Annotated in this window: 13 protein-coding genes and 1 pseudogene; 6 read left to right on the top strand and 8 right to left on the bottom strand. The window is 64.4% G+C overall.

Annotated elements, in window-relative coordinates:
* Positions 1 to 140: 140 nt before the first annotated feature.
* The 3 genes from dacB to IEW63_RS05820 form a co-directional block, all read right to left on the bottom strand.
* Complete coding sequence (gene dacB, locus IEW63_RS05830) at positions 141 to 1,613, bottom strand: D-alanyl-D-alanine carboxypeptidase/D-alanyl-D-alanine endopeptidase (RefSeq protein WP_188635675.1); 1,473 nt, start codon at positions 1,611 to 1,613, stop codon at positions 141 to 143.
* Positions 1,614 to 1,727: 114 nt separating this feature from the next.
* Complete coding sequence (locus IEW63_RS05825; protein ID WP_188635674.1) at positions 1,728 to 2,519, bottom strand: TatD family hydrolase; 792 nt, start codon at positions 2,517 to 2,519, stop codon at positions 1,728 to 1,730.
* A gap of 3 nt (positions 2,520 to 2,522) precedes the next feature.
* A complete protein-coding gene (locus IEW63_RS05820) occupies positions 2,523 to 4,235 on the bottom strand; it encodes a DEAD/DEAH box helicase (protein ID WP_188635673.1) in 1,713 nt (570 codons plus the stop codon).
* A 108-nt stretch (positions 4,236 to 4,343) separates the two neighbouring features.
* Between IEW63_RS05820 and greB the strand changes: the two genes are divergently transcribed.
* Positions 4,344 to 4,820: a transcription elongation factor GreB gene (greB, locus tag IEW63_RS05815; RefSeq protein WP_188635672.1), complete on the top strand. Its 477-nt coding sequence runs from the start codon at positions 4,344 to 4,346 to the stop codon at positions 4,818 to 4,820.
* A 74-nt stretch (positions 4,821 to 4,894) separates the two neighbouring features.
* Here greB and IEW63_RS05810 read toward each other — a convergent pair whose 3' ends face one another.
* The gene (locus IEW63_RS05810) at positions 4,895 to 7,396 is read right to left on the bottom strand and encodes an ABC transporter permease (protein ID WP_188635671.1); all 2,502 of its coding nucleotides are present in this window, start codon (positions 7,394 to 7,396) and stop codon (positions 4,895 to 4,897) included.
* Positions 7,393 to 8,041: pseudogene (locus tag IEW63_RS05805) on the bottom strand (ABC transporter ATP-binding protein). Before IEW63_RS05805 ends, IEW63_RS05810 begins: the two are co-directional and overlap by 4 nt.
* A 13-nt stretch (positions 8,042 to 8,054) precedes the next feature.
* On the opposite strand from IEW63_RS05805, the gene IEW63_RS05800 reads away from it, so the two are divergent.
* From IEW63_RS05800 to IEW63_RS05790, 3 genes are read left to right on the top strand one after another with little or no spacing between them, the layout of a single operon-like run.
* A complete protein-coding gene (locus IEW63_RS05800; RefSeq protein WP_188635670.1) occupies positions 8,055 to 8,672 on the top strand; it encodes an arylesterase in 618 nt (205 codons plus the stop codon).
* A gap of 17 nt (positions 8,673 to 8,689) precedes the next feature.
* A complete protein-coding gene (locus tag IEW63_RS05795; RefSeq protein ID WP_188635669.1) occupies positions 8,690 to 9,010 on the top strand; it encodes a hypothetical protein in 321 nt (106 codons plus the stop codon).
* 23 nt (positions 9,011 to 9,033) lie between these two features.
* Positions 9,034 to 9,969: a L,D-transpeptidase family protein gene (locus IEW63_RS05790; protein WP_188635668.1), complete on the top strand. Its 936-nt coding sequence runs from the start codon at positions 9,034 to 9,036 to the stop codon at positions 9,967 to 9,969.
* 49 nt (positions 9,970 to 10,018) lie between these two features.
* On the opposite strand, the gene IEW63_RS05785 is transcribed toward IEW63_RS05790, so the two are convergent.
* Both IEW63_RS05785 and IEW63_RS14690 read right to left on the bottom strand, forming a co-directional pair.
* Complete coding sequence (locus IEW63_RS05785) at positions 10,019 to 10,276, bottom strand: Lpp/OprI family alanine-zipper lipoprotein (RefSeq protein ID WP_188635667.1); 258 nt, start codon at positions 10,274 to 10,276, stop codon at positions 10,019 to 10,021.
* Between the two features lie 18 nt (positions 10,277 to 10,294).
* Positions 10,295 to 10,429, bottom strand: a complete 135-nt coding sequence (locus IEW63_RS14690) for a hypothetical protein (protein WP_272872575.1) — start codon at positions 10,427 to 10,429, stop codon at positions 10,295 to 10,297.
* 108 nt (positions 10,430 to 10,537) lie between these two features.
* On the opposite strand from IEW63_RS14690, the gene IEW63_RS05780 reads away from it, so the two are divergent.
* Positions 10,538 to 11,938, top strand: coding sequence for a GntP family permease (locus IEW63_RS05780; protein ID WP_188635666.1), 1,401 nt, complete (start codon positions 10,538 to 10,540; stop codon positions 11,936 to 11,938).
* A 70-nt stretch (positions 11,939 to 12,008) separates the two neighbouring features.
* Positions 12,009 to 12,239, top strand: a complete 231-nt coding sequence (locus IEW63_RS05775; RefSeq protein ID WP_373288215.1) for a GNAT family N-acetyltransferase — start codon at positions 12,009 to 12,011, stop codon at positions 12,237 to 12,239.
* A gap of 61 nt (positions 12,240 to 12,300) precedes the next feature.
* Here IEW63_RS05775 and IEW63_RS05770 read toward each other — a convergent pair whose 3' ends face one another.
* A complete protein-coding gene (locus tag IEW63_RS05770) occupies positions 12,301 to 13,377 on the bottom strand; it encodes a 3-deoxy-7-phosphoheptulonate synthase (RefSeq protein WP_188635664.1) in 1,077 nt (358 codons plus the stop codon).
* Position 13,378: the final 1 nt, after the last annotated feature.

The raw sequence follows: 13,378 nt of genomic DNA, 5'->3' as shown, positions 1-13,378 counted from the left end.
GTGCAGGCGGCAGGGCGCGCGCTGCGCGCCTATCGCCCCGGGGTCGGGGCTCCTACAACGAGTCCCTGGGCCGTTTTTTGTGGGAGCCCGACCTCGGGGCGATAGGCGGGCGGAGCCCGCCCGGGGTTTGGCGCCCCGGCTCAGCGGCTGTCCGCCACGTCGGTCGGTCCGCGGCGGTAGACGTCGGTGAGCACGCCGTCCAGCGCCTGCCTCGCGCCACCGGCGGCGGGGTGGTTGACGATGGCGGTCACCGCCCAGCTCTGGCCGTTGTTGTCCCGGGTGATCCCGGCTATCGCTCTGACGTTGCGCAAGGACCCGGTCTTGATATGTGCCTGCCCCGCCACCGGGGTGTTGTGCAGGCGCCGCCGCATGGTTCCGTCCATGGCCGCGAGCGGCATGGAGGCGACAAACTCGGCCGCATAGGGGCTGCGCCAGGCGTGGCTGAGCAGCTGGGCCATGTCCCTCGCGCTCATACGCTCCATGCGTGACAGTCCCGAGCCATTCTCCAGTACCAGCCCGTTGGGCTGAATGCCCTTGTCCGCCAGCCACTGGTTGATGATGCGGTTGGCCGCCTTGTGATCGTCCGCATCGGCGGCGCTGCGCTGTTCACGGCCGATGGTGAGGAACAGCTGGCGGGCCATGGTGTTGTTGCTGTACTTGTTGATGTCGCGCACCACGTCCACCAGGTCCGGTGATGTGCTGCGGGCCAGCAGTCGTCCGTTGGACGGCGTCGTGGCAATGCGATTGCCGCCGGCGATCCGGCCGCCCATCTCGTGCCACAGGGTGCGGATCAGGCTGGCGGTGTAAACCGGTGCGTCCAGCGCGGACAGGTAGCGCTCGGCACTGCAACCCTGGTGCAGGGAGCCGGTGAGGGTGATGGTGGCGCGCTTGCCGTCATCCTTCACCGAGTACACCACGTTGGGCCAGGGGCAGCTCTTGGCCGCCGGCAGCACGCTCAGCTGATTATCGATGGTCACTTCCGGCAGGGCCGGCTCAAGATGCGTGCGCACGCCGCCGGCTTCGCCATAGGTGCGCAGGGACAGCAGCTTGAGGTTGGTCAGCAGCGGGTCCGGCTCCACCAGAAAGGGGCGGGTCGGGTCGTTGCCGTCGTCCTGGAAGGGCGGCACATCGGCGGGCATTTTGAGGTCGGCCGGCTGCAGTACCAGGTCGCCCTTCACTTCGCGCACCCCTGCGGCGCGCAGATCACGCAGCAGCAGCCACATGCGCTCCATGGTCAGCTTGGGGTCGCCGCTGCTGCGAAATACCAGATCCCCTTCCAGCACGCCATCGCGGATGGCGCCGGTGCCGTAGAAATCGGTCTGCCACTGGTAATTGGGGCCGAGCAGCTCGAGCGCCGCATAAGTGGTGACCAGCTTCATGGTCGAGGCGGGGTTGACCGGGTGATCGGCATTGATGAATTGCGCCATGCCCTGATCCTCCAGCGGGATCACCGCGAGGGAGAAGGCATTGGTGGGAATGTTTGCGGCGTTCAGGGCCGAGGTGACCTTGGCCGGCAGGGTGCCACGATCACTCTGGGCAACAGCTGCGGTGGTGGCCAGCATGCCGGCGAACGGGAGCAGGCAGTAGAGGGACAGTTTCTTCAGACGCAGCATCTTGTGCGACTCCCAGGGAAAACATGTGAAAAAGGCGGTGCGGAGCGTCCGATCCCTGGAGGACTGCCGGCTGCGAGACAGAATAGCGTATGGACGCAGGGTAAGACCACCGGCTCAGATGGCGATACCGAAAAAATCCCGGGCAGTTGCGCTGGTATGGGCTGCCAACTGCTCCAGACTCTCGCCCCGGCAGCGCGCTACCATGGCGGCGACCTCCGGCAGGAAAGCCGGCTCGTTGCGCCGGTCCTTCGGCCTGGGCGAAAGGGTCCGGGGCAACAGCCAGGGGGCATCGGTCTCCAACATCAGTCGTCCAGCGGGGATGTCTCTGACCAGCGGTTGCAGGTGGGTGCCGCGGCGCTCGTCACAGATCCAGCCGGTGATGCCGATGTGCAGGTCCAGATCCAGATAGCCGTACAGTGCCGACTTGTCGGCGGTGAAGCAATGTACCACCGCGGCCGGCAGCTGGTCGCGGAAGTCCCGCAGGATGGCGACGAGGGTATCGCTGGCCTCGCGCTCATGGAGAAATACCGGATAGCCGAGCTCCACGGCCAGTTCAAGCTGTTGCTCGAGGGCCTTGCGTTGCTCGGGGCGGGGTGAGAAGTCGCGGTTGTAGTCCAGTCCGCATTCACCAATGGCGCGCACGCAATCGGCCTGGGCAAGACGTTTCAGCTCGCCTGCAGCGGAAGTGGACCAGTGGCGGGCGGAATGGGGATGGACGCCGGCGGTGCAGAACAGTCGCTGCGGGTCGCTGGCGCAGAGGGTCTGCACGGCTGTGCAGTCTTCTATATCGGTGGCGGTCAGGATCATCTGGCTGATGCCGGCCGACCAGGCGCGTTCGAGCACTTGGTCGCGATCCCTGTCAAAGGCGGCGTCGAGCAGATTGACGCCGATATCGACCCATTCCATCGATCAGCTGCGGCGTGCCGGTGGCTTGCTGCCGGTGCGCGGTTTGCCGGCAAAGTCCTTGCGCGGCGGACGCGGGCTGCGCGGACGCTCGACTTCACCGGGTGGCAGCGGCCACTCGCGGATCTGCAGGGCGACGCCGTTCACCTCAACGCCGGCCAGCTTGTTCAGTACGGAGCTGTCCAGCTGCGGCAGATAGACACCGGTGTGCTCGGTGAACATCTTGATGTGACCGATCTGCTGGCGGCGCAGGCCGCCATGCCTGACCAGCGCATCGACCAGCGGCTTGGGCATCAGACCGTTGGAGCGGCCACCCTGAACCTTGTAACGGACCAGGCCGCTGTCGCGGTCGTCGCTCATCTCCCGGCGCGGCGGGGCAGCGGGCAGGTCGGCAACGGGCTCGACCAGGGTCTTGGCACTGGGCAGCAGGGCCAGCAGGTTGGCGGCCAGCTCCAGCGGTTCCATGGTGGTCAGCTGCAGCAGATCATCAACCAGCTGCTGATGCAGGGCGCCAGTGGTTTCCGAGGCGGTCTGCAGGCGGCCGGCGAGCTTGCTCAGTCGACCACTGCGTACCGCGTCGGCGGTGGGCAGGGCCTGTTGCTCGATCTTCTGGCCGGTGGCCTTTTCCAGCATGCCGAGCATGCGCCGCTCGCGCGGGGTGACGAACAGGATGGCGGTACCGGAACGCCCGGCACGGCCGGTACGACCGATACGGTGGACATAGGACTCGCTGTCATGGGGCAGGTCGTAGTTCAGCACGTGGGAGATACGTTCCACGTCCAGCCCGCGGGCGGCCACGTCGGTTGCCACGACGATATCCAGCAGGCCGCGCTTGAGCCGGTCGACGACCTGCTCACGCAACTGCTGGCTGAGGTCGCCGTTCAGCGCCGCGGCGGCAAAGCCACGCGCTTCCAGGCGCTCGGACAGCTCGAGGCTGGCAGTCTTGGTACGGACGAAGACGATCATCGCCTCGACCGGCTCGACTTCCAGCAGGCGGGTCATGGCGTCCAGCTTGTGGTGGTTGGACACTTCCCAGACCTTCTGGGTGATGGTGTCCAGGCTGCTGGTCTTGCCACTGTGCAGGCGGATTTCCTTCGGCTCGCGCATGTGCTTGCGGGCAACGGTACGCACGCCGGTGGGCATGGTGGCGGAGAACAGTGCTTTCTGGGTGTTCTCGGGCACCTTCTCGAACACGGCGTCGAGATCGTCGGCAAAGCCCATCTTGAGCATCTCATCCGCTTCGTCGAGGACGAGGAAGCGCATGTTGTCGAACTTGATGCTGCCGCGGCGCATGTGGTCGGTCAGGCGGCCTGGAGTGGCCACGACGACGTGGGCGCCTCGCTCGAGTGCCTTGAACTGGGGAGCGAAGGGGGAGCCGCCGTACAGCGCCAGCACGGAAAAGCCGCGCATGTTCTGCGCATAGCGCTGCAGGGCTTCTGCTACCTGCAGGGCGAGTTCACGGGTGGGCGTGAGGACCAGCGCCTGGGTGGCGCGGATGCTGACGTCGATGCCTGCCAGTACCGGCAGGGAGAAGGCGGCGGTCTTGCCGGTGCCGGTCTGTGCCAGGCCGAGCAGATCTTCGCCAGCCAGCAGAGTCGGGATTGCCTCGGCCTGGATAGGGGAGGGTGTTTCATAGCCGAGGCTGTTGAGGGCCTCAAGAAGCGGTGCAGGCAAGCCGAGGTCGGCAAATTGCGGTGCCGCCGGAGCGGTATCGGACATACGTGGAGTAAACCTTGGGGGATTGAAGATCGCGTAGTATACGCGTATTCAGAGCGGATTACCGCATCATTTCATCGCACTCCAATGGCAGGACAGGGAGCAGACAGTTTGAAGACACCGCTGATCACGCGCCAGGGTTACGAGAACCTGCGCAGGGAACTGGACGAACTGTGGCGGGTGGAACGCCCCGACATCACGAAGAAGGTCGCCTGGGCCGCGAGTCTGGGGGACCGCAGCGAGAATGCGGATTACCAGTACAACAAGAAGCGCCTGCGCGAGATCGACCGCCGGGTGCGTTATCTGCGCAAGTGTCTGGAGTACCTGAAGGTGGTGGACTACCGGCCGGAGCAGGAAGGCAAGGTGTTCTTCGGTGCCTGGGTGGAGATCGAGAATGATGACGGCAAGCAGCTGCGCTTTCGGATTGTAGGCTATGACGAGATATTCGGGAGCAAGGATTACATCTCGGTGGACTCGCCCATGGCACGGGCACTGATCGGCAAGCAGGTGGATGACGAGGCGGAGGTGACGACGGAGGCGGGCACGGCGGTGTGGTATGTGAATTCGATCGAGTATGAGGGGGAGTGAGGTGGGTGCTGGGGGTTGTGGGCCTTCCCCCTTTCCCCAGCCCTCTCCCGCGAGGGGAGAGGGGGAGGTTCAGCTTACTGACTCCGCCGCAACAACCCCATTGGACTCTGATTGACCACCGCCCGGGTACCCAGCGCCCCCGCCAGGCCGATCAGCAGTGCTCCCGCCGCCGGTACCGCCAGCCACAGCGCATAGTGCGGCTGCCACTCCAGCTCGAACGCGAACCGGTACAGCAGCCAGGTGATCAGCTCCGCCGCGACGATGGCCAGCGCGCCGGCCAGCGCGCCGAGCAGGCTGAATTCGAGGCGGTTGGCCTTGCGCAGGAGGTCACGGCGGGCGCCGAGGGTGCGCAGCAGGGCGCCTTCGTACAGGCGAGTGTCCAGTGTCGATTGCAGGGAGGCAAACAGCACGGTAAAGCCCGCCAGCAGCACGAATACCAGCACGTACTCAACGGCCAGGGTGACCTGCTGCAGGATATCGCGCAGCTGTTCGAGGATGGCTTCCACTTCCAGCAGGGTGATCGCCGGGAAGGCGCGGGTCAGCTCGCGCAGGCCTTCGCGTTGCTCCACCGGCAAATGGAAGCTGGTAAGCAGGGTGGTAGGCATGCCCTCGAGGGCGCCGGGGGACAGCACCATGTAGAAGTTGGGGGTGAAGTTGTCCCAGTTGACGCGGCGGATGCTGCTGACCCCCGCTTCGATGCGGGTGCCGCCCACGATAAAGCCGAGCTGGTCGCCCAGACCGATGCCGAGGCTGTCGGCCAGCTCGGATTCAACCGACACATGATGGCCCTCCGTCTGCGGCAGCTGGTGCCACCATTGCCCGGCGACCAACTCGTTGTCTTCCGCCAGCTCGGCGGACCAGGTGAGACTCAGGTCGCGGTTGATGGCGCGCTCACCGGGGCTGTCCTTGGTGACGTGTTCGCGTACCGGCTCGCCGTTGATGCTGACCAGCCGGCCCGGTGACACCGGATACAGCGGCGCAGCGCGGGCGCCGATGTCATCCAGTGCCTGGTGGAAGGCGGCTTCCTCCGCGGGCAGGATGTTCAGCACGAAGTGGTTGGGCGCATCCTCCGGCAGCTGGGCCTGCCAGGTGTCGAGCAGCTCGGTGCGCAGGATGAAGATCACCACCATGGACATCAGGATCAGCCCGAACGCCAGCACCTGCCCGGCCGCAGCGGCGGGCTGCTTGAGCAGTTGCCCGCTGCCCAGCCGCCAGGCCAGACCCAGGTGGCGCAGGCGGTTGCCGGCGCTGCGCAGCAGCAGCCAGGCGAGACTGCTCAGCAGCAGCGTGGCCAGCGCGCCGCCAGTGATCACCGCCAGGGTCATCGGCAGGTTGCCGGTGAACTGCCACATCAGCAGGGCGAGGCCGGACAGCGCCAGGCCGTAGATCAACCAGCCGCTGCCGGGCAGCGGTGTGAGTTCGCGGCGCAGAACCCGCAGCGGTGATACCCGGCCCAGCCGCAGCAGCGGCGGCAGGGCAAAGCCGAACAGGCCCACCAGGCCGGTGGCTGCCCCCACGACGAGAGGCTTGAAACCGGGGCGCGGCAGATCCGGCGGCAGCAGGTCGCGCAACAGATGCATCAACCCCCATTGCATCAGCCCGCCGGCCAGCAGGCCGAGGAGGGTGGCGATGATGCCCAGGCCCAGCAGTTGCAGCAGGAACAGGCGCAATGTGCGCCGCCGGCTGGCACCCAGGCAGCGCAGCAGGGCGCTGGTGTCGAAGTGGCGCTGGGCAAAGCGACTGGCCGAGAGCGCCACGGCGACCCCGGCCAGGACCACGGCGGCTATGCTGGCCAGACCGAGAAACTGGTTGGCGCGGTCCAGGGCGTTGCCCATCTGCCGGTTGTCGTCGGCGACGGAGGTCAGTCGCTGATGACTTTCCAGCTGGGGTTCGAGCCAGTCACGATAACGCTGCAGATCGGCTTCGTCGCCGGCCACCAGCAGGCGGTAGCGCACCCGGCTGCCCGGCTGTATTACCCGGGTGGCGGGCAGGTCGGCCAGGTTCATCAGCACCCGCGGGGTGAGGCTGTAGAAATCTCCGGCGCGATCCGGCTCGTGGGTAAGCAGGGCGTCGATGCGCAGCTGCGCATAACCGATCTCCAGCGCGTCGCCTACCTCAAGACCGAGCACACCGAGCAGCCGCGGTTCGATCCAGACGCTGCCGGGCTCCGGTACGCCCTCGGCTACCCGCTCTTGGCCGAAAGCCTGCTCACTGATGCGTACCTCCCCGCGCAGCGGATAGCCCTGTCCGACCGCCTTGATGCTGGACAGCTGCATCTCGGCTTCACTGGAAGTGACGCTTGAGAAGTCAACGAGATCAACGTGTTGCAGGTTATTCCTTATCGCCTCCTGAAGAAATGCGTCGGGTAGGGGCTCCCTTGAGGACACCCGCATATCGGCGCCGAGAAACTCCGCCGCCCGGGTCGCCATACCGCGCTGCAGGCGGTCGGTGAAGAAGCTGATGGCGGTGCTGACGGTGACCGCGATCAGCAGGGCGAGGAGCATGACCCGCAGCTCGCCCGCGCGCCACTCGCGCAGTATCAGCCGGGAGGCCAGCGGCAGGTCACGACCGATCATGCGACGTCTTCCTTCAGTCGGCCGGCTTCCAGATGCAGTGCGCTTTCGCAGCGCTGGGCCAGGCGTTCGTCATGGGTGACCATGACCAGTGTCGTGCCCTGTTCGCGGTTGAGTTCGAACAGCAGGTCGGTGATGCGAGCGCCGGTGGCGGCGTCGAGGTTGCCCGTTGGCTCGTCGGCAAACAGGATTGCCGGCTCGCTGGCAAAGGCCCGGGCGATTGCTACGCGCTGCTGTTCACCGCCGGACAGCTGACGGGGGTAATGGCGCAGCCGATGGCCGAGCCCGACACGCTGCAGGAGCTGCTCGGCGCGGCGGCCAGCGTCGCGGCGCCCGTCAAGCTCCAGCGGCAGCATGACGTTTTCCAGTGCGTTGAGGCTGTCGAGCAGCTGAAAGGACTGGAACACGAAGCCGACCTGTTCGGCCCTCAGGGCGGCGCGTTGGTCCTCGTCCAGGCTGCCGAGGGATTCGCCGGCCATAAGCACCTCGCCGGAACTGGGCAGATCCAGCCCTGCGAGCAGGCTCAGCGATAGCCACGCTGGCGCCCCGAGCAATGCTCAGGCTGACGTTGTCGAGTATGGTCAGTCTTGCTTCCGGGGCATCCACGACTTTGCTAAGGTGGCGGGCGATGATAACGCTGTCTGACATGGGATCGGCCTTGATGACTGTCTGGAAAAGATGTGCTGCTGTTTTTCTGTTTCTGCTGGCCATGCCAGTGCATGCACAGAACATCCTGTTGGTCGGCGATAGTATCAGCGCGGCCTTTGGTCTGGAAATCAGCGAAGGCTGGGGCTCCCTGCTGGAACAGCGGCTGACCGACGAGGGCTACCCGCACAGCGTGATCAATGCGTCGGTCAGCGGTGACACCACCGCAGGCGGTCTGGCGCGGTTGCCCGGGCTGCTTGAGGAGTTCGAGCCGGAGCTGGTGATCATCGAGCTGGGTGGCAATGACGGGCTGCGTGCGCTGCCGCTGGAGAATATGCAACAGAATCTTTCGGCGATGGTTTCCCTGTCGCAGCAGGCCGGTGCAGACGTGATACTGCTGGGCATGATGATCCCGCCGAACTACGGTCCGCGTTACGCCGACGGGTTTGCCCAGGTGTTTCACCAGGTGGCCGAGGAGCGGGATGTGACGCTGGTACCCTTTCTGCTCGAGGGTGTCGGCGGGGTAGAGGGGATGATGCAGGATGATGGTGTGCATCCAACCGCTGCAGCCCAGCCGCTTTTGCTGGATAATGCCTGGCCCGCTATCCGGCTCTGGCTGGACAGCATCGAGTAGATATAAGGAAAATTCAGGTGACAGTGTCCTGGATGGCCAGAAGGTGGTGTGTAGTAGAGCAGGACGAACAGCAGGACCTGTTTGTAGGCGACCCGTGGCACATGCATCTGGTAGATATCAACCTGCGGCTGGATATGCCGCTGGAACGATCTCTTTGTGGTGATCTGCTGCCATCGCGCCCGGTTTACCGGGAGGTGCAACGCCACACCCTGAAGAGCCTGTGTCCGCAGTGCATGGACGTTGCGCGCACCTTGCGCAATGCAGGCAAGCGAGTGGTTACACGCTCGGCTGATGCCGTGCCGGTCTTGAATCAACAGTTTGATTTGTATGCGCAATAGCGCCCGGTTCATGAGAGGGACCAGTGAAAACATCAGTTGGATTGCTGGGCATTGCTCTGATTGCGGCCGCGGTAGCCGCAGAGGCGGCTGATTACCCTCTTGCCTACGAGGGGCAGCAGATAATCGGCAGTATCTACACCATCGAGGCCCGTTACGAGGATACCCTCGTGGATCTGGCCGACGCCCATGGCTTCGGTTTCAACGAAATGCAGGCAGCCAATCCGAACGTGGATGCCTGGCTGCCCGGCGAGGGTACCAAGGTGCGTCTGCCCGGCAAGCATATTCTGCCGGATGCGCCGCGTAACGGGATCGTCATCAATCTGCCGGAGTACCGCCTGTACTTCTATCCGGAAGGCGGCGAACGCGTGAGCACCTGGCCTGTGGGCATCGGTCGTGAGGGCTGGTCCTCGCCGATCGGGCAGACCCGGGTGGCGCGCAAGGAGGCGAACCCGTCGTGGTATCCGCCCCAGTCGATCCGTGATGAGCATGCTGCCCAGGGCGAGATCCTGCCGGCGGTAGTGCCGCCGGGGCCGGACAATCCCATGGGGCCGTTCAAGATGAATCTGGCCATGAGCGGCTATGTGATCCACGGGACCAACAAATCCTTCGGTATCGGCATGCGGGTCAGTCACGGTTGTTTCCGGATGAACAACAAGGATGTCACCGAGCTGTTTCCCCAGGTGCCGGTCGGGACTCCAGTCACCATCGTCAACCAGCCGTACAAGCTTGGTGTGATGGATGAACGCCTGTATCTGGAGGTGCATACCCCCTTGGACGAGCATGGCTTCCCGTCGGTGCTGGACAAACAGACCGCCATTCAGCAGCTATTGCGCGAGCGCGGCGAGCTGGTGGGCGGATTCCGCCTGGACTGGAAGAAGATTCGCGATGTGGTGTTTGCCGAGGAGGGAATTCCGGAGGTGATCGGCGAGCCGTACGAGGCGGCGACCGCGTTCTTCTGAGCTACTACGGGTGGAAAAGGGGCCGGCCTGGCGGCCAGCCCCCGGTACCTCATTTGCGGCTGGCGCGCTCGAGCATGCGGAGGGCGCGCTCGTTGGCTTCGTCAGCTGTCTGCTGGGCACGCTGGGCAGCGGCCAGGGCCTCGTCAGCCTTGCGGTTGGCTTCGTCGGCGGTGGACTGGGCGCGGGCAGCAGCGTTTTCGTTGGCGGACAGGCGCGCGGTGGTTTCCTCGCTGTGCTGGTTGCTGGCACAACCTGCAAGCAGCAGGGCCGCCAAGGGCAGAGCGGACAGCTTCATCAGGGTTTTCATCGTGATACTCCTTCAATTTCACAGAGGGTGACTGGCCCCGGTCGGGGCCTGAGCATTGACATCCTGCCGCTGCGCATTCATGGCAAAACGCCAATGACGGCAATTATGGCAGTTTTCTGATGAACGGTGGTTGACGACGATCATCATCGCCATGCGTTCCCCAGTATTCAGCAAAGTGACCTGTGTGCAGCGCGGTTTGTTCCCGCTGCGAGCTGGGTTAATGTGAAGCCGGTAACAATCATAATAAAAGGACCGCATCACATGCTCGGATACATCGGGTTGTTCGCAGGGTTGGCGTTGCTGATCTGGTTTGCGCTGCGTGGCGTGAACATCTTTCTGGCTTCGGTCATCTGTGCCCTGGTAGTCGCCATTCCCAATGGCATCATGCTGCCGGCGGCACTGCTGGAGCACTATCCTTTCGGCCCGCTCGGGGCTTATACCTTTGCCGGCAAGTTCTTCCTGCTGTTTCTCTGTGGCGCCATTTTCGGCAAGGCCATGGCTACAAGCCAGGCGGCCAAGAGCATCGCCGTAGCCATCACCCGGGGGCTGGGCACCCGACATACCCTGCTGGTGGGCATGGTGGTCTGTGCGCTGCTGACCTATGGCGGCGTGGTGGTGTTCGTGGTGGTGTTCACCATGTATCCGCTGGGCATCACCTTGATGCGCGAAGCCAACCTGCCCAAGCGCATCTGGTGCGCGGCCACCGCCATCGGTGCCGGCACCTTCACCATGACGGCGTTGCCCGGTTCGCCTTCGATCCACAACGTGATCTCCGCCAGCGCGCTGGGTACCGATCTGTTTGCCGGCGGCTGGATCGGGCTGTTCGCGGCGGCGATCATGGCGGGCCTGGGCATGTGGTATGTGGAGCGCGAGTGGAAAGTCGCCAGGGCCACTGGTGAAGGCTATGTGGAGAACGAGCAGGACCGACGCATGGAGCAACTGATCGGCGACCCGGATGAGGCGCCATCGTGGGGATTGGCGATCGTGCCGCTGATCATGGTGCTGGGTGTGATCATGCTGCCGCGCCTGCTGCTGGGGATGGGCGACTGGTCCGCCGACGATGGGCTGCTGGCCCGGACGCTGCTGTTCAGTGCCGCGCAGCCGATCATCTGGCCGAGCATTGCACTTATTGTCGGCTCACTGACCTGTGCAATACTGTTTGGCAATGCCCGCCGCCAGATCGGCAAGGTGTTCGGGCAGGGCGCCGAGGATTCGGTGATGCCGCTGCTGAATACCGCAGCCGTGATCGGCTTTGGTGGGGTGGTCACCCAGACGGCCGGCTTCGGCGAGTTTGCCCAGTGGATCCTGGGTGTGAACCTGCCGCCGCTGCTGTCGGTGTTCGCGTCCGTCAGCACCCTGTCGGCCATCGTCGGCTCGTCATCGGGCGGTCTGCAGATATTCATGCAGACCCTGGCGCCGAGCTATCTTGACATGGGCGTGCAGCCCGAGATCCTGCACCGGATTGCGGCGATTGCTGCCGGGGGCCTGGATTCGCTGCCGCACTGCGGAGCGGTCATCGCTACCTTCATGATCATGGGGCTGACCCACCGTGAAGCCTACAAGGACATGTTCGTGGTGACCGTGGTGGTGCCGGTGATTGCCTGTCTGGCGTCCATCGGGCTGCTGATGCTGCTGGGTATCGGGGTCAATCCGCCGGCGTGAGGGGCCGGCATAACAGAGGAGGGCGGAGATGAATGAGGATGTTGCTGTTCAGCATGACATCGAGGGTCGGATGTTCTACATCGATGACGAGGCGGGGCGCGCGTATCTGACCTACATGGACCTGGGCAAGCAGACCATCGATATCTACCGCACCTTCGTGCCGGATTCGCTGCGTGGGCGGGGACTGGCCGCACTGCTGGCGGCGGAGGCGTTGAAATACGCTGCGGAGCAGGGTTACAAGGTGATCCCGTCGTGCTCTTACGTTGCACGCTACATGGACGAGCGGGCCGGACGGGATTGAGAGGGGCCCCGGAGGCGGGGAGCCGGCCTCCGGGGTGATGCGCTGGCAGGTCGAGAAGAACTCAGCCGCGCTTGCGCTGTGGCAGTACATCCCTGATCTTGGCATGCATGCTGCGGACCGCCTTGACGGTGGTGTCCCAGTCGATGCAGGCGTCGGTGATGGACACGCCGTACTCCAGCTGCGACAGATCCTTGTTGATTGCCTGGTTGCCCCAGCCGATATGGCTTTCCACCATGAGGCCGATGATCGAGTTGTTGCCATCCACGATCTGGTTGGCCACGTTGTCCATCACCAGCGGCTGCAGGGCTGGGTCCTTGTTGGAGTTGGCGTGGCTGCAGTCGATCATGATGTTCGGCTTGATGCCGGCCTTTTCCAGCTCGCGCTCGCACAGGGCAACGCTGACCGAATCGTAGTTGGGCTTGCCGTTGCCGCCGCGCAGCACCACGTGGCCATAGCGGTTGCCGCGGGTGGTGACCAGCGAAACCTGGCCTTCATGGTTGATACCCATGAAGCGATGCGGGCTGGCGGTGGACTGCAGGGCATTGATGGCCACGCCGAGGTTGCCGTCGGTGCCGTTCTTGAAGCCGACCGCACAGGACAGGCCCGAGGCCAGTTCACGGTGGGTCTGGGATTCGGTAGTGCGCGCGCCGATGGCGGACCAGGAAATCAGGTCCTGCAGGTACTGCGGCGAGATCGGGTCCAGGGCCTCGGTGGCGGTGGGCAGGCCCAGCTCGACCAGGTCGCTGAGCAGCTGACGGCCGATGTGCAGTCCGTCCTCGATCTTGAAACTGTCATCCAGATAAGGGTCGTTGATCAGTCCTTTCCAGCCAATGGTGGTACGCGGCTTCTCGAAGTACACGCGCATGACCAGATACAGGGTGTCGCTGACCTCGGCGGCCAGCTCCCGGAGCCGACGGGCATAGTCCTTGGCCGCCTCGACATCATGAATGGAGCAGGGGCCGATGACGATGAACAGGCGGTGGTCCTTGCCGTCGAGAATGTCGCGAATGACCTGGCGGCTTCCGCTTATGGTGGCCTGCGCCGCCTGGCTCATGGGGATTCGGGCCTTGAGTTGGGCCGGTGTAATCATCGCTTCGTTGGAAGCAACGTTCAGATCATTAATAGGTAAATCAGCCATC

The organism is Halopseudomonas pertucinogena (assembly GCF_014646575.1).
GTDB classification, from domain to species: Bacteria; Pseudomonadota; Gammaproteobacteria; order Pseudomonadales; family Pseudomonadaceae; genus Halopseudomonas; species Halopseudomonas pertucinogena.
The sequence above is the reverse complement of the archived record's forward strand: the minus strand, read 5'-3'. Positions and strand labels throughout refer to the sequence as shown.